Genomic DNA, 19,041 nt, shown 5'->3' with positions numbered 1-19,041 from the left:
GGCTTTTCCATGACCTGGTGCAGGCCCGGCACCGGGCCCTGGCGGCGCCCGCCGCCGGGCCCGCCACACGGCCGGGAGAGGGGGCAGTGCGATGTGCCGTGCGACGCGAAGACGGCGCCGGTGTGGCCAGAGCGAAGGTCCCGGCGCCGGGCGGCGCCGGGACCCGTCCTCCCCTGTACTGACCCGGAGCCCCGAGCTCTCAGGGTCAATCCCCTCGGACCGATGTCCCCGAGCGGTCCGCCTCCCGCTGAAGATCTCCCCTCGGCCGCACCGCTCAATCCCTGGGCGCGGTCACTCGAACGAGGGGTCTTGGCGCCAGAAGCAGCATCTTCGAATAATAGTTCGATAGCGTGCAGGTGCTCTGGGGCGAACGGCATGTACACAGGTCAAGTCGGCCGGAGACACAGGGGGTGCCCATAGATGGTGCGGCGCATCGACGTGACGGGCGCCGGCGGCGTACGCCTCGCCGCCTGGGAGTTCGCCGATCCGCCCAAGAGCGGTGAGGCCGGGCGGCAGCCCGGTGTGCTGTTGCTGCACGGCCTGATGGGCCGCGCCTCGCACTGGGCGGGCACGGCGCGCTGGCTCGCCGAGCGGCACCGCGCGGTCGCGCTCGACCAGCGGGGCCACGGCCACAGCGCCAAGCCCGCCGCCGGCCCGTACGACCGCGAGGCCTTCATCGCGGACGCCGAGGCGGCCATCGTCCAGCTCGGCCTCGCGCCCGCCGTGCTGATCGGCCACTCCATGGGTGCCCTCACCGCCTGGCAGCTCGCCGCCCGCCGCCCCGACCTGGTGCGCGGTCTCGTCATCTGCGACATGCGCGCGTCCGCGCTCGGCGTCGCCTCGCAGCGCGAGTACGAGGACTGGTTCACGTCCTGGCCGGTGCCCTTCGCGACGCTCGCCGACGTACGGAAGTGGTTCGGCGGGGACGACCCCTGGGTGGAGCGCCCCAGCCCGGCCCGCGGCGCCTTCTACGCCGAGGTGATGACCGAGGGCCCCGACGGCTGGCGGCCGGTCTTCGACCCCCGGCAGATGCTCAAGGCCCGCGAGACCTGGGTCTACGACGCGCACTGGGAGGAGCTGGCCCAGGTGCAGTGCCCCACCCTCGTCGTCCGCGGCCTGGACGGCGACCTCGGCCGCGCGGAGGCGCAGGAGATGGTGCGGGTGCTTCCGCGCGGGCAGTATGCGGAGGTGGCCGATGCGGGGCATTTGGTCCACTACGACCAGCCGGAGGGGTGGAGGGCGGCGATCGAGCCGTTCCTCGAAGGCGCGCTGGCCTTTTGATGTTCGGGGTGCCCCGGGTCCGGCCCGGGGGGTCTCCCCCCGGCCCCCCTTTGTCGCCCTGCGGGCTCGTCCTCAAACGCCGGACGGGCTGGGTGGGCCGATGTCTCGTCCTTGGCTGCGGGCCCGGTGCCAGGGGGTCGCCCTGCGGGCTCGTCCTCAAACGCCGGACGGGCTTGGTCGTGGTCGCCGGACGGCGTGAGCGTGGTCGCCGGACGGCGTGAGCGTGGTCGCCGGGCGGGCTTGATTGTGGCCGCCGGGCGGGTGCTTCCCGGCCACCCGACGAGCTCCGTGCAGGGGGAACGCCGGGTGCCGTCAGCCGATGGTGACCGCCGTCAGGATCTCCGGGAGGCGGCGGGCCATGCAGGGGGCCGCGGCGCGGAGGCCGATGATGGTGGCCGCCGTGCCGTAGAGGGCGCCCAGGGGGAGCAGGAGCCAGGTCCAGGTGGTCTGGCCGGACAGGTGGAGCCAGATGGTGAGGGCCAGCAGGGGGGAGCAGATCAGCGCCGAGGCCGCCATGCCGCCGAAGATGGAGATGCCCGCGAGCCCGCCCTGGCCGGGGGCGACGTTCTTGTAGCCGTCGCGGGGGATCGAGTACGGGAACCGGGCCGAGGACCAGGCACCGGTCGCGAGCAGGGCGCCCAGCAGGGCGTAGGAGAGACCCAGCACCTCCGGCAGCCGGTCCCAGTCGTCGACCAGGGCGGTGGTCACGACGGTCACCAGCGTCGCGTACGGCACCGTGATGAGGACGAGTACCTGCGCCCGCCCGCGCAGCTCCAGCAGGGCCTCTCGCGGCGAGGACACCGTGGTGGCGATCATCCAGAACGCGGACGTGTCCTGCCCGAACTGGTTGAACATCTGGATGCCGAGCATGCCCGAGGCGAAACAGGCGAAGTACACCGAGCCGGAGTGCTGGAGGGCGTTGAAGACCGGCACGATCAGGCCGACGGCGAGCGACGTCACCCAGGCCGCCTTGGTCTTCGGGTCGCGCCACACATAGCGCAGGCTGCGCTCCATGACCGTCCCGACGCGTCCGTCCGGCAGCAGCCGGGTGAGGCCGGAGCCGCGGGAGGCCTGCTCACGGCCGCCGGCGGAGGCGTCCAGGGTGGAGCCGTCCGGGGCCGTCATCAGCCGGGTCATGCTGCCCTGCCACAGGTACAGCAGCACCGCCAGCGCCGCCACGGCCAGCGCCAGTTGCACGGCTGCGGAGACATAGGCGCCGTCGCCGACCGAGTCGACCGCGCCCAGCGCCGACGCGGGCGGGATCCAGCGCACCACGTCGCCGACCGGGTCGAGCTTGCCGAGGCCGGCCGCGCCGAGCTTCTGCGCGCTGAAGTTCACCACCTGGATGCCGACGGCGATGATCAGACCGCTGAGCACGGCGAGGTCACGGCCCCTGCGGGAGGTCAGCAGCCGGAGATTGGCGGCGGCGACGGTGCGCGCCAGCGCCACGCAGATCAGCAGCGCCAGCACGACGGCGGGCACCGCGACGACCGCCGCCGCGACGCCGTGCGCCGTCGCGATGGCGGACCCGACCACCAGGCAGAGCGTGAACAGCGGACCGATGCCCACCAGGGAGGCCGCCAGCAGGGCCCGGACCAGCGGCCGCGGGTGCAGCGGCAGCATCACCAGCCGGGTCGGGTCGAGAGTCTCGTCGCCGCTCGGGAAGAACAGCGGCAGCACCGCCCAGCCGATCGCGAGCACGGCCACCAGCAGCACGCACACCGTCGTCGCGTGCTCGGTGCCGCGCAGGGCGACGAGCCCCAGGAGCTGGAGGGCGGCGAAGAGCAGCACGACGACGATCGAGGTGATGTACACGGCCCGGCGCTTGGCCGACTGCCGCAGCCCGTTCCTGAGCAGCGACACCTTCAGCCGGACCAGCACGGGTGTGATCGATCCCGTGGGGGCGCCGGCCGGCGTGGCGCCGGGGGTGAGGACGGCGGCGGGGGCGGGGCCGCCCGCGGGGGCGGGTGCGCTCATCGGGCGCCACCGCCCAGCCAGTCGAGGGAGGAGCCGGCGTCGCTGTCCTGGGCGCCGACCAGTTCCAGGAAGGCGGCCTGGAGGGAGGGCGCTTCGCCGCGCACCTCGTCGAGGGGGCCCTGCGCGCGGATCCGGCCCGCGGCCATCACGGCGACCCAGTCGCACAGCGACTCGACCAGTTCCATCACATGGCTGGAGAACACCACGGTCGCGCCGGAGGCCGTGTACCGCTCCAGCACACCGCGGATGGTCTGCGCCGAGACGGGGTCGACGCCCTCGAACGGCTCGTCCAGGAAGAGCACTTCCGGATTGTGCAGCAGGGCGCAGGCGAGGCCGATCTTCTTGCGCATGCCGGTGGAGTAGTCCACGACCAGCTTGTGCTGGGAGCCGGCCAGGCCGAGCACGTCAAGGAGCTGGGTGGCGCGCTTGTCGACCTCCGCGGTGGGCAGTCCGCGCAGGCGTCCCGAGTAGGTGAGGAGTTCACGGCCGGAGAGCCGCTCGAACATCCGCAGGCCCTCCGGGAGGACGCCGATACGGGACTTGACGTCGACCGGGTCGCGCCACACGTCGCGGCCGACGATCTCCACGGTGCCCTGGTCGGGGCGGAGCAGGCCGGTGACCATCGAGAGGGTGGTGGTCTTGCCCGCGCCGTTGGGTCCGACGAGGCCGATGAAGCGGCCGGCGGGGAGGGTGAGGTCGATGCCGGCCACGGCGACCTGCTGGCCGAAGCGTTTCCAGAGTGACCGGATCCTTACGGCCGCGTCGGGTTCCCTCCCGGCGTCCGGTTTAACTGCTTCCGTACTTTTTGCCGGTTCTGCACCTGTCACCGGTCTGCCTTTCCCCGTATCCGTCAACTCCTCGCCCGCACCCTACGGCTACCCCGCACGGTCGCGGGGGCCCCTTCCGTGCCCCGGGCACCCCTGGCGGCGCGGACCGGTACCGTCCGCACACCGTGCGCTCCCCCCCCCTCCTCGTGTGCCCCTGGTGGTGCGGGTCGTACGTTCGGGCGCCGTGGGCCGTGGGCTGTGCCCACCCTCTCCCAGTTGCCTTAAGGGCCTGGGAGGTGCCCCGAGCCCTGCGGAACGACTGCTCACAGTGGTGGGCACGAGGTGGGAAGGTGCGGTCCCACCGGGCCGCAGCCGCCGACGAGACGTGAGGGGACGTGGGGGGATGTCCGCCCGCAGTGTCCGGCGCCACGACCAGAGAACCCTCCAGTGTGCGGAAGGTGCCGGACCGAGGACGGAGATCCCCCCGCGGCCCCGCCCCACAACGAACCCCAAGGCGCCCCGGTCACAACGAAACCCGCACCCGCCACAGCCCCCGGCCCGGCGAAACAGAAGGCGCACCGCCCATGACGAAACCCGCGCACGCCGAAGCAGCGAGCCCCATAACGAGCCCAAGGCGCCCCAGCCCCCGGCGCAAGCCGCCGTACCCGAGCGCCCACCACCCCAAGTCGCCGCCCTACACACGCCCCCGGAACCGCCGAAGCCCCCGCCGTCGCGCAGCCGGTACCGGGCCGCCCCGGAACCCGCACCGCCGCACCCACAACGAAACCCAAGGCGCCCCAGCAATCACGCACGCCGCCCCCGCACTGCCGAATCCCCTCAAAGCGCCCCCTCCCGCCCACACGCATAGGCCACCGCAGCCACCAGCTCCTCCACATCGGGCAGCCATCGATTCGCGGCAGTCGGCCGCCGGGCCCACTGCACGACCCCCCGCCCCCCGACCCGCGTAGGTGGCGCCGCCACATAGTCCCCCTCGCCGAGCGCCACCAGGTCCAGCCCCGCGGGCGACCACCCGAGCTTCCGCACCAGCCCCGGCACCTTCCCCGCGCCCCCGGGCAGCACGAAGAACTGCAACCGCCCCGTGGGCACCCGCGTCACCGGCCCCAACGACACCTGCATCCGCTCCATCCGCGCCAACGCCAGGAACCCCGCCGTCTCCGGCACGTCCAGCACGTCGAACGCCCGCCCCGCGGGCAGCAGGATGGCCGCCGTGGGCCGCTCCTCCCACATCCTGCGCACGCCCGTCGCGCTCCCGGTGGCCACCGCGGGCCAGTCCGCGTCCAACGCATGCGCCCCGGGCACAGCGCACGCCGGCGCGCGGCACGAGCAGGTCTGCACCCCCTCCGCCACCTCCAGCCACGCGCCGGGGAACACGTCCCAGTGCCGCTCCTCCGCGTACCGCACGGCGGCGTCCAGCAGCCCCTCGTCGTACTGCTGGGTCATCGGCACGGCCTCCCGCCGACCGCCCTTGCGCGCCCGCGACCCGGCCGCGGCGCCACCCGCCGGCCCGCCGGCCCGGTCGGCGGACCCGCCGGTACGGGCACCGGGGCCACCGGTACGCGCCGCGGGCGCGGCGGCACGAGCCGCGGTGGCGGCGGGGGCCGCGGGAGCCGAGGGGGCCGACGGTGCGGTCGCCCGTGCCGAGGGCGCGGCGGCACGGGGTGAAGCGGCTGCCGGACGAGTCGAGGGGGCGGCCGTGCGGGCCGAGGGGATGGCTGAAGTCACTCCGATGGTCTCTTCCACAACCATCCCAACGTCCTTTTGTCACACCGGGTTACGCCTTTGGTGAGTGCAATACGAAAACATCGTTCGATCGAGCGGGCACACCGTGCACACCGGGCACACACCGACCCCGGGGGGGGAGCACCAGCCCACAGACGGAGCACCGCCCCCCGCGCAGGGCGCACGGATGCACACCCGGGGGCGCGCACGGGCAACCATTCCGGGCGCCGGGTAACCAGGTACGGGGCGAACGGGGCCAGGGGGACCCCTCGTCAGGCGGCCGCAGGCCGGACCGGGCTCGGGCAACAGTGCGAAAATCTCTTACCGGGCATTCCTCGCATGTCCTCGCATTGACCCATTGTTTGCTGGGCATCGATCACCGGTGAGGGCCCCTGAGGGCCCCGAGCCTGAGGAGGAGAGGCCCCGCGTCGGCGTCAGATGGCATGCGGACGGGACGGCACCTCCAGGCGGCACCCCTGTGGTTCCCTCCGGAAGGAGTCCCACAAGGGGGCACCCCGCAAGGAGAACCCTCACAAGGGGATCCCCTCCGGACCGGAAAGCCGCCCCGAAGGAAACCCCCGGCGGGGAAGCCCCGAGGGAAGGCCGCCACAGGGAAGCCCGAAGGCCTCCGGAAAGGCAACCCCGAGGGGGCGGCCACGAGGAACGCCTTCCGGAAGGCGAACCCTCCGCAGGGGCGCCCCGAACCGGCCCCAGGAAACGCATCCGCACGACACACACGACCCATCCACTCCACCGGTGCACGGGCAGGGCACCACCGCAGCCACAGGGGGTACGACGCCATGGCCGCACGGCCACTCGTCGCGCGGCAGCCGAACGAACGGTTGCAGGCGCTCATCCAGGAAGCCGCGTGCTCCAACGCAGGACTGGCCCGCCGGGTCAATCTCTGCGGCGCCGAGCACGGTCTCGACCTGCGCTACGACAAGACATCCGTGGCCCGCTGGCTGCGCGGACAGCAGCCGCGCGGCAGGGCCCCGGCCATCATCGCCGAGGCCCTCGGCCGCAAGCTCGGCCGTACGGTCACGATCGACGAGATCGGCATGGCCAACGGCAAGAACCTCGCCTCGGGCGTCGGCCTGATGTTCTCGCCGACCGTGCTCGGCGCCATCGAGCAGGTCTCCGAGCTGTGGCGCAGCGACGTCGGCCGGCGGGACTTCCTCACCGGCTCGGCCGTGGCGGCGTCCGCGCTCGTGGAGCCCAGCCGCGACTGGCTGATCTCCACCCCGGACGCCCAGGTGGCCCGCACCGCGGGGCCCCGCGTGGGCCTCTCTGACGTGGCCGCGCTGCGCGCGATGACGGACGCGCTGGTGGCCCTCGACCACCAGTACGGCAGCGGCCAGGTCCGTCCGGTCGTCGTCCACTACCTCAACAGCGTGGTCTCCGGGCTGCTGGCCGGCTCCTACCGGGAGGCGGTCGGCCGGGAGCTCTTCGCGGCGGCCGCGCGCCTGACGGAGCTGGCCGGGTACATGGCCGTCGACACCGGGCAGCCGGGCCTCGCCCAGCGCTACTACATCCAGGCCCTGCGGCTCTCCCAGGCGGCCGGGGACCGCGGGTACGGCGGGTACGTCCTGGCGGCGTCCATGAGCCACCTGGCCGCACAGCTCGGCAACCCGCGGGAGATCGCACAACTGGCGCGCGCGGCCCAGGAGGGCACCCGGGGCAGGGTCACCCCGCGCGCGGAGGCGATGTTCCACGCCGCCGAGGCCCGCGGCCACGCCCTGCTCGGGGACGCCCGCCAGACCCAGGAGGTGGCGGGCCGCGCGATCACGGCGATGGAACGGGCGGTGGGCACCGCCGACTCGGGCGACGACCCGGTGTGGATCGCGCACTTCGACGAGGCGTACCTCGCCGACGAACTCGCCCACTGCCACCGCGACCTGGGCCAGGCCGAGGCCGCGGCCAAGCGGGCGCAGGAGGCGCTCGCGGGGCTCCCGGAGACCCGCGCCAGGCGGCGCGCCATCGGCTACGTCCTGCTGGCCACCGCCCAGGTGCAGCAGCGTGAGGTGGAACAGGCCTGCCACACCGGCCTTCAGGCCGTCGAACTGCTGGGCTCGGTGCGCTCCAACCGCGGCGCGGAGTACCTGGAGGACCTCCAGGAGCGCCTGGAGCCGTACCGGGACGAGCCGGTGGTACGCGAGTTCGGGGCACGCCTGGAACTCCAGGCGGCGTGAACGGTGCCGGCGTGAACGGTGCCCGCGCCCGGGGAGAGGGCGCGGGCACCCGCGGGCCGGCCGGCACCCGCGGGCCGTCAAGCATCCGCAGGCACCCGGGCACCCGGGCACCCGGGCACCCGGGCACCCCGGCACCCGGGCACCCGCCAGGGTCCTGGGAACTCGCCAGGGCTGTGGGCACCCTGCCAGGGCAGTGGGAACTCGCACAGGGGAGCCCGGGAAGGGCTTCGGCGCACCGGAGAAGGGGCTGGGGAACACCCGGGAGTGGCTGGAGCAGCCCGGCGGGCCGGATTGTGACGGAGACCATTCCCGACAGCGGCCGTCCGCAAGGAGGGCGTTGAACAGCGTCGTACCGGGCGAAGGTGTTACCCGGCCACGCGCAGTGTCCGTTTTCTCCCTGCCCCGGCGCCGTGCCACGCGCGCGCGTGGACCGCTGCGCGTGGCACCCGGCTGCGGGCACCCGGTAGCGTAATCCGACGATTCCGTAGATCCCCCTTATGTAGGAGTCCCGGTGACGCAGAGCGGACACGGCGAGGATCCGCGCCTTCCCGCGGCACGGCAGCCGCGTGAAGGGATCGTGCTGCCCGCCGACGGCAGCGGGCCGCTGATGCCGGGCAGCACAGGAGACCAGGCGGCGCCGGCCGGCGGCAGCCCGTGGGGGCAGCCGTGGGGGCCCGACGCGGGCGCCCCGCCGTGCGACGCCGCGGGGCCGGCACCGGGCGGCGCATGGGGGGACGGCCCCGGGTCCCCGGGGCTGCCGGACCCGTCCGCCTCGTGGGGTGCCCCGGGCGGGGCCCCACAGCCGCCCGCGGGCGGGCAGCCGCAGCAGCCCGGCGGGCATCAGCAGCCCGGCGGGCATCAGCAACCCGGCCCGCACCACACACAGCAGCCTTACGCGTCCTACGGCGCGGGACCCCTGCCCCCGCAGGCCCCGCAGGCCCCGCAGGACTCGCAGGCCCACTCGCCCCACGCCCGGGGCCCGGTCCCGCAGGCGCCCGCCCAGGGCCCCTACGCGGGCCCCTTGCCGCCGGCCGTGCAGACCGGCGGGCAGCCGCCGCAGGCCGGTCCCGGGGGCCCCTCGGGGGCGCACGGCGGCGCGGCACACGCCGCACGGCACGGCGCACCCCTGCCGCCCGCCGCGCAGCACGGCGCGCCTCCGCCCCACGCAGCGCAGGCCGGAGCGCCGCTGCCGCCCACCGGCGACGAGGCCGCCACGCAGTACCTTCCGCCGATCAGGCAAGGCGCCCCCGGCGGACCCGGCTCCTCCGGCACCCCCGGTGGCCCCGGGGCGCTGCCGCCCGAGCGGCCCGCCGAGTCGACGCAGCGGCTGAGACGCGTGCCGGGACACCGGCGCCCGCCCCAGCCGGCCCCCGCACCGGCCCAGGACCCCGACAACCAGCCCACGCAGTACATCGCGCCGATACCCGGCCCGCCGCCCGGCGCCCCGTACGGCGTACGGCCCGGTTCACCCGCGGACGGGCCCGGTTCCGACCGGCAGCCGCCCGCCGAGTTCGACAGCCTCTTCCGCACCCAGCCGGAGTCGGAGGCCGCGGGCGCCACCCAGCAACTGCCGCGGATCGACCAGCAGGCGCCCGGCCGTCCGGGCCCCGGTCAGCCCGGGCCCGCCGCCCAGGCCCCGGGACCGTACGGCGGCTACGGCGGCGACGCGTACGGCGGTGGCGGCGGCTACGACGACGGGGCGGGCCGGAGCGCGGGGCGCCGCGGCGGCCGCGCCAAGGGGCCGCTGCTCGCGGCCGTGGGCATCGGCATCGTGGTGCTCGGCGTGGGCGCGGGCGCACTGCTCAGCAGCGGTGGGGACGACGGCAAGGACGGCGACAAGAAGACCGTCTCGGCGACCGCACCGACCGGTGACGCGTCCCCGTCGGCCGATCCCGGGCAGGCGCAGGCCGCCGCGCTGGACAAGCTGCTCGCGGACAGCAACAACAGCCGGGACGCCGTCATCGGGGCCGTCGGCGACGTCAAGAACTGCAAGAACCTGGGGCAGGCGGCGACGAACCTGCGGAACGCAGCGAAGCAGCGGAACGGTCTTGTGACCCGGTTGTCCCGGCTCGCCGTGGACAAGCTGCCGAACCACGAGCAGTTGACGTCCGCGCTGAACGACGCCTGGAAGGCGTCGGCGTCCGCCGACAACCACTATGCGGCGTGGGCCGATCAGGTCTCCGGCAAGCACGGGTGCCGTAAGGGGCACGCGCGGAACACCGGGGAGGCCGCGGCGGGGAACAAGGCGAGCGGGGACGCGACGTCCGCGAAGGAGACCGCGGCGGGGCTCTGGAACGCGATCGCCTCGAAGTACGGGCTGACTTCCCGGGACAAGTCCGAGCTGTGAGTTCCGGGGGGGGCGCTCCCTCCGGGGGCGCCCCGGACAGGCGTTTTCCGGGGGAGTGCCCCGGACGGGCGTTGAAGTCCGTCCCTGTAGGCCGGGTAGGCCGGGTGAGCCGGTTGAGCCGGTTGAGCCGGACAACGGCAAGCCGGCAGGCCCAGGCGGCCCCGGTGTCCTAAGACGTGCTCTCCAGCGTCCGGGACACGTTGATGAACCCCTTGTGCTCCGAAACCAGGCGGCCGTCGCGTACCTGTTGGAAGGTGACGTCCGCGTTGACGAGGCGGGGGAAGTCGGGGGCCGCCAGGAGGTCCTGGAAGCGCCAGCGGAGGGGTGGGGTGAGGCCGCCCGTCTCGACCTGGAGGCCGTTGTCGAAGGCGTGGCGGAGGGTGTTGGCGGTGACGTCCTTCTCGCCCAGGGACTCCACGGCCTTCCGCAGGACGGTGTAGGCGATCCAGGTGGTCTGCACGCCCGCGTCCGCCGGGTCGACGCGGTTGTCGCCGAAGGCGTACTTGCGGATGACGTCCCGCATGCCGTCCCACCGGGAGTCGGTGAGGACGGGGTACCAGCCGGTGACGTAGGCGCCCTCGTAGGGGCTGTCGGCGCCGCCCGTGCGGTCCACGGTGGACTGGTCGACGCTGCCCAGCACCGAGGCGACCCTGACCTTCGGGTAGCCGTCGCGGGCGCGGCGGAAGGAGTCCGCGAAGGTGTCCGTGCGGTCGCCGAGCACGGCGGAGACGCAGCCCGTGCCGGTGGCCGACGGGTCGGTCACGCCGCTGGCCACGGTCAGCGCGTGCTCGGCCTGGGCGTCGTAGGAGGTGGCGTCCTCGGTGGTGCGGATGTCGGTGGCCGGGTCGTGCCGGCCGGCGCGCAGGCCGGCGTCGAGCAGCAGCGGGAGGCTGTCGCCGGCGATGGTGTCGGGCCGCACCAGGGCTATCCGGGCGCAGTTCGCGGCGAGCTGGCGGCCGTTGCCGGCCATCAGCGCGGGCTGGCCGCCGTTGACGGGGTACGACAGCGGGCTGGTGAACTCGTCGTCGGTGAGGCCGTACCCGCCGATGTAGGGGATGCCGGCGGCCTCCAGCGGGGCGAGGAACGAGCCGCTGTACTGGCTGTACGAGCCGACGACCGCGACCGCCTTCGCGGTGACCGCGCGGCGGGCGCAGTTCGCGGCGCCCACCGGCGTGTTGTGCTCGTTGCAGGTGAGGACGTTGACGTGGTGGCCGCCCAGGCCGCCGTTCGCGTTGGCCCAGCGGGCGTAGGCCTGGGCCATCGCGGGCATGCCCGGCTTGTTGGTGGCCTTGGTGTTGTCCGGCGCCCAGGTCATGACCGTGATCGGTGCCCCGGAGCCCCCGCTGCCGCCGGGCAGCACCCCGCAGGCGGCGCTGAGCACCGCGCAGAGCCCCACGACACCGGCCCGGAGTGACAGACGTCCACGACGGCGGGGGGCAACGGCCGAGGCGGCATGGCGCCCCACGACACCGGCCCGGAGTGACAAACGTCCAGGACGGTGGGGGGCAACGGTCGGAAGAGTCGTGCGCCTGCTTCGCCGGGCGGTCATGCATCCGCACGATTCCTCCGCCCCGCGAATCTTCGTGTGCGAGTCGGCCAACGGAAGGTGACACGGCGGTGAATTGCGGGGTGGCCGGTGACGTTCCGTAGGAGAAACGTATGATCACTCAGCGTGCGGAGTTCCGAGAAGTCTTCCCGTCGCGGTCCGGCCTCATCCACCATGGATCGCATGCCACTGAACGACATGCCGTGGTGGCGCTGGCGCAGCAATGTGCGCTCCGCGCTGCACATGCTCTCCGATCCGCAGTTCCAGCGGGACTGCTGGCTGGCCGGGCGTACCGAGTACGGCGACGTCACCGACGCCGTCTACCGGCTGGTCGAGGACACCTGGCTGGACAACTGGTCCGCGGAGAAGTACGTGGGCACGATATTCCGCGACTCCCAGGAGGCGTCCCTCGTGGACGTCGCCGTCCTGCGGGTGCTGCGGATCATGCACCAGGTCGGCCCCGACGCCCCGGTCTCCGCCTATCTGGACCACCACGGGTGGCCGGAGGCGGTGCGGGCCGCGCGGGACGCCCACGTCCGGCTGGCGACCAGCGACGGCGACGATCCCGACCAGCCGCCCCGGACACTCGAAGTGCTGCAGATCATGACGAGGTCCGCCTGAGGCCGGGGGCGTGTGTGCGATTCTTGCGGGCATGAACGAGCAGTCCGCCCGCGGGGCCGCACCCGCCGAGCAGTATGTGCTGACCCTCTCCTGCCCCGACAAGCAGGGCATCGTGCACGCCGTGTCGAGTTACCTGTTCATGACCGGCTGCAACATCGAGGACAGCCAGCAGTTCGGCGACCCCGACACCGGTCTCTTCTTCATGCGGGTGCACTTCTCGGCGGAGCCTCCGGTGACCGTGGAGAAGCTGCGCGCCAGCTTCGCCGCCGTCGGCGACTCCTTCCAGATGGACTGGCAGATCCACCGCGCGGACCACCGCATGCGGGTCGTGCTGATGGTCTCCAGGTTCGGGCACTGCCTGAACGACCTGCTGTTCCGGGCGCGCACGGGGGCGCTGCCGGTGGAGATCGCCGCGGTGGTCTCCAACCATACGGAGTTCGAGGAGCTGGTGGCCTCGTACAATATTCCATTTCGCCATATTCCGGTCACGGCGGACACCAAGTCGGAGGCCGAGGCGGAGCTGCTGGAGCTGGTGCGCGAGGAGCGGGTGGAGCTGGTCGTGCTGGCCCGCTACATGCAGGTGCTCTCCGACGACCTCTGCAAGCAGCTCAGCGGCCGGATCATCAACATCCACCACTCGTTCCTGCCGAGCTTCAAGGGCGCCAAGCCCTACCACCAGGCGCACGCGCGCGGGGTGAAGCTGATCGGCGCGACCGCGCACTATGTGACGGCCGACCTGGACGAGGGGCCGATCATCGAGCAGGAGGTGCAGCGGGTCGGGCACCAGGTGACACCGCGGCAGTTGGTCGCCATCGGCCGGGACGTGGAGTGCCGGGCCCTGGCCAGGGCGGTGGCCTGGCACGCGGAGCACAGGATCCTGCTGAACGGCCGGCGGACGGTGGTGTTCGCGTAGGGCGCCCAAGGCCCGGGTGTGACGCGTGAGCGCAGGCGCGCACAGGGGTGCTACAGGCGGCTCAGGGACGCCGTCGCCGTCAGGACCGCCGTGATCGCCGCACGGTCCCCGGTGCTGCCCGCCACCGCGTCCCCGGGGGCGATCCGGCCCGCGGCCAGGCGGCAGAACTCGATGCCGTCCAGGGCCAGGTGCGCGACCTCCTCCAGTTCCCGCGTGGCGTCCGGCGGCGGGACCGGCGGGACCGGAGGAACCGGCGGGACCGGGCGGTCCAGCGGGACCCGCCACACGCCCCCGCCCGCGCCCTCGATCTCCAGCCGCAGGACGCGGCCGGGCCCGGCGGCGGGGTCGTGGCCGGTGCGCCCGGGGCCCGCGCGCTGCCGGGCCAGGGCGGCGGGCAGCAGCCGGGCGGAGAGGTCGATCATGCGGTGCAGGTGGGCCGCGGCGGGCGGCCCGTACGGGTAGGCGACCGCCTCCGCGATGTCGCCCGCGTGGAGCCAGCACTCGAAGGCCCGCTCCAGCAGGGCGTCGGGCAGCGGCAGGGCGACGTCGCCGTACCGCACCGGCACCTCGGACGGCGTCGGTGCGTCGCCCGTGCGGGGCGTGGCCGGCCCTTCGTCCCCGCCGGGCGCGGTCGGCCCTTCGTCCCCGCCGGGCGCGGTCGGCCCTTCGTCCCCGCCGGGCGCGGTCGGCCCTTCGTCCCCGCCGGGCGCGGTCGGCCCTTCGTCCCCGCCGGGCGCGGTCGGCCCTCCGCGCGGGCCCGGCCCGCCCCGCTGTCCGGCGAGGGACGAGGCCGTGCGCACCAGGCGGCGGCTCTGGTCGCGCCAGGGCAGCCGGACGGCGGAGGTGGGCGGCACCGGCGAGGCGTGCCAGTACGCCTCGGTGCGCCTGGTGGGGTCGAGGTCGCCCGGGGTGCCGCCACCCAGCGGGTCGGCGAGGCCCAGCGCCACCGCGACCAGGCCGTCCACGCAGAGCAGATGGGCGATGGTACCGGCGACGGTGGTCCGGTGGCTGACCCGCGCACCGCGCTCGTACCAGCGCAGCCGCACCGGGGCGTGCCACTCGGCGTCGCCGATGTCCTGGAGCAGCGCGTCGAGCCGGGCCGTCTCCGCCTCGTACGGCGCGGCCCACTCCGGCACCGGCACCCGCGGCGCACGGCGGGCGAGGCAGTACTCCAGGACCCGGGCGCGCAGCTCGGGGGCGAGGTCCAGGTTCTCGGCCGGGTGCAGCAGGCCCACCGTGTCGCGCAGCCGCAGCGCCTCCTCGGCGCAGGGCCCGCAGCCGCCCAGGTGGTGCTCCACGGCCGCGGTCTCCTGCGGCGAGAGTGCGGCCAGTGCCCAGGCGCCGAGGAGCGACCGCAGCGTCGTGTGCGACAGTTCGGCCGCCCGGCGGCGCTCGGCCGGCCGGCGGCGCCGGGCGAGCGGGCCGGCGGGGCCGGCCACGGCGGGGAGCGGGAAGGGGGCCCGCAGCCGGCCGCCGTCCTCGACGGGGCCTCGCTGCATGGGGATGCGCGCGCCCTCCATGGGCCGGGCACGGCCCGGAGCTCCGCTCTGTCCGTGCGCTTCGGCCTGCTCTCCAGATTGACCTGATTGTCCTGTTTGGTGCGAATGCAGTGCAGTGCCGGAGTGTTCGGGGTCACAAGGGCGTGCGGGATGCTCGGAGTGCGCCGGCCGCTCGGGGTGCGCGGGCCGCTCAGCGGGTTCCGGATGTGCGGGCCGTTCGGGCTGTGCGGGCCGTTCGGGCTGTGCGGAGCGCTCGGGGTGCTCGGGGTGCTCGGGGTGCTCGGCGTCGGTCACGGCGTTCTCCCGGGGCCTGGCGAGGGGCCGGACGGGTCCGGTGAGGTGTCGTGGCCGAGGGGCGGGTCCAGCGGGCCGGAGCAGTGCGCGGTGGCGAGGAGTTGCAGGCCGAGGTGGAGTCGGTGGTGCGCCTCGTCCTCGGTGATGCCGAGGTCGGCGGCGGTCTGGCGGCAGTCGCGGCGCTGGGCGTAGGCGAGGTGCAGGGCGGCGCGCAGCGACACGGGCATGGACTCCACGAGATGGTCGGCGCGGGCCGCCGCCGAGGCCCTGCGGACCGTGCGCTCCAGCTCCGCCGCGGTCCCGGTGTCCGCCGCGGTCCCGGTGTCCGCACCGGTCCCGGTACCGTCCCCGGATTCCGCCCGGGCGTCCGCCGGTCCCGCGCTCCGGGTGCCGCGCAGCCGCCGTACCGCCAGCCGGTGGGCCAGCTCCGCGAGCCAGGAGCGCAGGGGCCCGTCCCCGGGGTCGTAGGCGTCCGGGCGCTCCCAGACGTGGCCGAAGACCTCGCGGGTGACCAGGTCGGCGGCGGCGTCCTCGGCGAGCACGCGGTGGGCCAGGCCGTGCACGAGCGGGGCGAACCGGTCGTACAGCTCGCCGAGCGCCGCCGCCTCGCCGTGGGCCAGGCGCAGGTGCATGACGCGGTCCCAGCGGGGCGGTGCGCTCTCCGCCATGTGGCCCCCTCAGCCTGTGTCGTGCCTGGCGCCGGTCCGTCGTACCGCCGTGCGGTCCCGGGGCGCGCCGTGCGGTCCGGGACCGTCGTGCGGTCCGAGCCCGCCATGCGGTCTCCGGGTCCGCCGGTGCGGTGCCGGGTCCGCCGTCGGTCCCGGGCGCCGCGGGCGCGGTGATGGTGGCTGCCGCGGTTGCCCGTTCCCCGGGCCGCCGGGCCCCGGTCGGCTCCTGCCGCCTTCCTTTCGCCGCCGCCGGCCTCGCGACCGGGACGGCGATGGTGGTCGGTGATGAGCGGTGGTGGTCGGTGACGAGCGGTGGTCCGCGCCCCGGGTCGGGGTCGAATGTAGCGGCCCTCCCCCGGATGCACCCCCCTTTGCCGCATTGTGCGCCCCGGAGCAGGGCGCAGATGGTAGAGGAGTGCTCACGCTCTGTGGGGACTGCCCTGGGCTTCTTTATCGTTGATGCTCGGCTATTGGTCAATAGTGACCGAAAACGTTCGTTGCTGTCCTGAGTAGTTCTGCTTCCCGTTCTGGCGCGTTTCTCACAGACGTGTTTCGGCGGGTGGCCGAGAGGGCAGCCGCGCAACACGGGGTGGTGGCCGGGGGTTGTGCGGGCGAGTGGAAGGCATAGGGGCGTGACGCTCAGGGTGACCGAGGACGCGCAGGGCGGCTGGGCCGTGCTGCGGGTCTCGGGTGAGATGGACCTGGTGACCTCCCCCGTGCTGCGCGAACGGGTGCATCACGCCGTCGCCGACGGCCGGCACAGCCTCGTACTCGACCTGTCCGACGTGCTGTTCTGCGACTCCAGCGGAGTCGGTGTGCTGGTCGCCACACGCCGGCTGATGCGCTCCTGCCACGGCCGCCTGCGGGTCGTGCTGCCCGCGCGGGGCGCGGAGGACGGCTCGCACGTCAACCGGGTGATGGCCGCCCTCGGGGTGCGCCGCCTCTTCGACGTCTACGCGGACGCGACGGACGCCGTCGACGACACCGCGGGGCCGCTCTCGGCCTGACGCCGGGCCGCTGCCGGCCCGGCGGGCCGGCCCGGCACCCTCCGTGCGCCTCGCCGGGCACGCCGCGAACCGCCCCCCACGCGCCCGCTCCTCCCCGTACGCTCCCCCGTGCGCCGCCCGCTGCCCCCGGCGCGCGTACCCGAACTCCCGCGCCTCCGCAAGAGGCATTCGCACGCCGGACACGACGTCGTACGCTCGCCGCACAAGGACGTAGGCTCCCCAGGACACACGAGGACGTACGCTCCCCGGCAGATTCACCCACCGGATACGTGAGGCGGCCCGACACGAATGGTCAGTCCCGAGTACGAGCACAGGATCGCCACCAGGTTCGCCGGCTTCGACCAGGACGGCAACGGCTACATCGACCGTCAGGACTTCAGCGGCGCGGCCAAGGCGCTGCTGGCCGAATTCGGCACCACGGCCCGGTCGGACAAGGGCCAGGCCCTGTTCATCGGCGCCGAGGCGTTCTGGCAGGGGATGGCCGGCATCGCGGACCGGGACGGCGACCAGCGCATCACCCGGGACGAGTTCGTGAACGGCGCGGTGAAGCGGCTGCGGGACAACCCGGAGCGCTTCGCCGCCATCGCCCGCCCCTTCCTGCACGCGGCGCTCGCGGTCGCGGACGGCGACGGGGACGGCACGGTCACCGTCGACGAGGTCGGCAGGGTGCTGCGGGTGCTGGGTGCGGCCCCGTCGATCGCGACCGCCGCGGCCGCCGCGCTGGACGCGGACGCGGACGGCCGGGTCGCCGAGGAGGAGATCGTGGCGGCGTTCGCGCAGTACTTCACCGTCCCCGAGTAGTCCGGACGGTGGCCGAGGGCGGCCGCCCCGGAAGCGGGGCGGCCACGGGGTGCCTGGGACCACGACAGTGCCGGCGACGGTGTGGAGGTGCGGTGGGGGCGGCTTGGAGCACGGCGGTGGTGACGGAGCGTGCGAATGCGCCGTCACTGAGCGTTGAGAACGACGTATGTCCGGCAGGCGCCTTGTCACGTCACGGAGCCGGTGCCCGGCTCGGGTACCTTGGTGCCGATGCGAGTGGTTCCCAGGTCGACGTGTTCCGGTGGCGCCCCCGGGTGCGCCCCCGACCTGGTCATGTGCGCCGGTCAATGGGCAGGGTGCAGCCCCATGCCCCCGTGTTCGACTCCCCGCGGTGCGCGTCGCACAGTATGCCGCACGCGTACTCCTTCGCGCTGGAATATGCCCGAAGCGCTTGTTGGGGTGACTGTACGTCAACCATGCTGTCTCGCAGGGGGGTCACGTTCCGTGAACCCTGTTGCTCATCGGAGGCGCAAGGGATGTTCCCCCAGAGCTTGAAAGGCCTGGGTGGGACACCCGGGCCGGTTCGGATGGTGTGAGCGGTGCAGGTGCTTCAGTTACAGCTTGAGGTCCGGCCCGACCCCGCGGAGGTGGGACGGGCCAGACGATGGGCCCGGTCACGGCTCGCCCGGTCCGGCATAGACGTCGACGAACCCATCGCGGAGACGCTGATCCTGATCGTCTCCGAGCTGGTCACGAACGCGGTGGTGCACACCGGTTGCCCGGCGGTGCTGCGGATCCTGCTGCGCTCAGGCCCGGAGAGCGGCACGCCGGACGCGCCCGCCGGGCCGCGAGCCGTGGTGCGCACGGTCCGCGTGGAGGTCTCCGACAGCTCCCGGCGCCCCCCGCGGCCCCGGCTGGCGGAGGGCGAGGAGACCGGTGGCCGCGGCCTGGCGCTGGTCGACGGCCTCGCGGACCGCTGGGGCTGGGAGCCGGCCGGTGCGGGCAAGCGCATCTGGTGCGAGCTGGACCGCTGCACCGCCCCGCCCGCGGCCCCGGCCGCCTGTTGCAGCCGGGCACCGTACGAGGGCATGGCGGCGTACGAAGCGGTCTGAGGGGTGCGGACCCGTGTACCGCGTGTGCGCCCCCGTGCTCCCTGTGCGGCGAGGCGCGTCAGGAACCCCCGAGCGGGTGTTGACGTGAGGTGTCCGTTTGATCACGCTTGTGGTCAGCGATTCGCCGCGAGGGGACGTCAAGGGCGCCCGGGGGAGACGTGCTTGACGAGCGCGGGTCGCCGCCGCGGCGTCGGTCACCCGGGCCCGGAGCACGGCCGACGGGTCAGGCGCCGGGGCCGGGCCGCCCGGCCCGCTCATCCCACGGGGCATGCGCCCGAGCCCGCTAGCCATCCTGCGGACCGCCCCGACTCCCGCCCCTGA

Annotated in this window: 14 protein-coding genes; 8 read left to right on the top strand and 6 right to left on the bottom strand. The window is 74.2% G+C overall.

Features of this window, described 5'->3' with window-relative positions; all coding sequences use genetic code 11:
- Nucleotides 1–420: 420 nt before the first annotated feature.
- The gene (locus tag ACSMXW_RS15535; protein ID WP_485807008.1) at nt 421–1,281 is read left to right on the top strand and encodes an alpha/beta fold hydrolase; all 861 of its coding nucleotides are present in this window, start codon (nt 421–423) and stop codon (nt 1,279–1,281) included.
- A 312-nt stretch (nt 1,282–1,593) separates the two neighbouring features.
- On the opposite strand, the gene ACSMXW_RS15530 is transcribed toward ACSMXW_RS15535, so the two are convergent.
- The 3 genes from ACSMXW_RS15530 to ACSMXW_RS15520 form a co-directional block, all read right to left on the bottom strand.
- Nucleotides 1,594–3,258, bottom strand: a complete 1,665-nt coding sequence (locus ACSMXW_RS15530; protein ID WP_485807007.1) for a transporter — start codon at nt 3,256–3,258, stop codon at nt 1,594–1,596.
- Nucleotides 3,255–4,007 carry an ABC transporter ATP-binding protein gene (locus tag ACSMXW_RS15525; protein ID WP_485808060.1) on the bottom strand — a complete coding sequence of 251 codons (753 nt, stop codon included), beginning with the start codon at nt 4,005–4,007 and terminating at the stop codon, nt 3,255–3,257. The genes ACSMXW_RS15530 and ACSMXW_RS15525 overlap by 4 nt, the downstream gene beginning before the upstream one ends.
- Before the next feature lie 855 nt (nt 4,008–4,862).
- Complete coding sequence (locus tag ACSMXW_RS15520) at nt 4,863–5,486, bottom strand: bifunctional DNA primase/polymerase (RefSeq protein ID WP_485807005.1); 624 nt, start codon at nt 5,484–5,486, stop codon at nt 4,863–4,865.
- 1,079 nt (nt 5,487–6,565) lie between these two features.
- Between ACSMXW_RS15520 and ACSMXW_RS15515 the strand changes: the two genes are divergently transcribed.
- Both ACSMXW_RS15515 and ACSMXW_RS15510 read left to right on the top strand, forming a co-directional pair.
- A complete protein-coding gene (locus ACSMXW_RS15515; RefSeq protein ID WP_485807003.1) occupies nt 6,566–7,954 on the top strand; it encodes an NsdA family TPR-like regulatory protein in 1,389 nt (462 codons plus the stop codon).
- Between the two features lie 511 nt (nt 7,955–8,465).
- Nucleotides 8,466–10,301, top strand: coding sequence for a hypothetical protein (locus tag ACSMXW_RS15510; protein WP_485807001.1), 1,836 nt, complete (start codon nt 8,466–8,468; stop codon nt 10,299–10,301).
- A gap of 169 nt (nt 10,302–10,470) precedes the next feature.
- Here the strand turns inward: ACSMXW_RS15510 and ACSMXW_RS15505 are convergent, their stop codons facing one another.
- On the bottom strand, nt 10,471–11,850 hold the full coding sequence (locus tag ACSMXW_RS15505; protein ID WP_485807000.1) for an ABC transporter substrate-binding protein: 1,380 nt from the start codon (nt 11,848–11,850) through the stop codon (nt 10,471–10,473).
- Between the two features lie 171 nt (nt 11,851–12,021).
- Between ACSMXW_RS15505 and ACSMXW_RS15500 the strand changes: the two genes are divergently transcribed.
- The gene (locus tag ACSMXW_RS15500; protein ID WP_485806998.1) at nt 12,022–12,468 is read left to right on the top strand and encodes an SCO4402 family protein; all 447 of its coding nucleotides are present in this window, start codon (nt 12,022–12,024) and stop codon (nt 12,466–12,468) included.
- Between the two features lie 31 nt (nt 12,469–12,499).
- Nucleotides 12,500–13,381: a formyltetrahydrofolate deformylase gene (purU, locus tag ACSMXW_RS15495; protein WP_485806997.1), complete on the top strand. Its 882-nt coding sequence runs from the start codon at nt 12,500–12,502 to the stop codon at nt 13,379–13,381.
- 50 nt (nt 13,382–13,431) lie between these two features.
- Here purU and ACSMXW_RS15490 read toward each other — a convergent pair whose 3' ends face one another.
- Both ACSMXW_RS15490 and ACSMXW_RS15485 read right to left on the bottom strand, forming a co-directional pair.
- A complete protein-coding gene (locus tag ACSMXW_RS15490) occupies nt 13,432–14,880 on the bottom strand; it encodes a zf-HC2 domain-containing protein (RefSeq protein ID WP_485806995.1) in 1,449 nt (482 codons plus the stop codon).
- A 290-nt stretch (nt 14,881–15,170) separates the two neighbouring features.
- On the bottom strand, nt 15,171–15,842 hold the full coding sequence (locus ACSMXW_RS15485; RefSeq protein ID WP_485806994.1) for an RNA polymerase sigma factor: 672 nt from the start codon (nt 15,840–15,842) through the stop codon (nt 15,171–15,173).
- A gap of 632 nt (nt 15,843–16,474) precedes the next feature.
- On the opposite strand from ACSMXW_RS15485, the gene ACSMXW_RS15480 reads away from it, so the two are divergent.
- From ACSMXW_RS15480 to ACSMXW_RS15470, 3 genes are all read left to right on the top strand, one after another.
- Nucleotides 16,475–16,849: an STAS domain-containing protein gene (locus tag ACSMXW_RS15480; protein ID WP_485806993.1), complete on the top strand. Its 375-nt coding sequence runs from the start codon at nt 16,475–16,477 to the stop codon at nt 16,847–16,849.
- Nucleotides 16,850–17,137: 288 nt separating this feature from the next.
- On the top strand, nt 17,138–17,650 hold the full coding sequence (locus ACSMXW_RS15475) for an EF-hand domain-containing protein (RefSeq protein ID WP_485806992.1): 513 nt from the start codon (nt 17,138–17,140) through the stop codon (nt 17,648–17,650).
- Between the two features lie 557 nt (nt 17,651–18,207).
- Entirely contained in the window at nt 18,208–18,720 is a 513-nt protein-coding gene (locus ACSMXW_RS15470; protein ID WP_485806991.1) for an ATP-binding protein, read from the top strand.
- The last annotated feature ends 321 nt before the right edge of the window (nt 18,721–19,041 follow it).

It is taken from the genome of Streptomyces sp. DSM 116793 (assembly GCF_057320905.1).
This window is presented reverse-complemented; position numbering and strand designations above follow the sequence as displayed.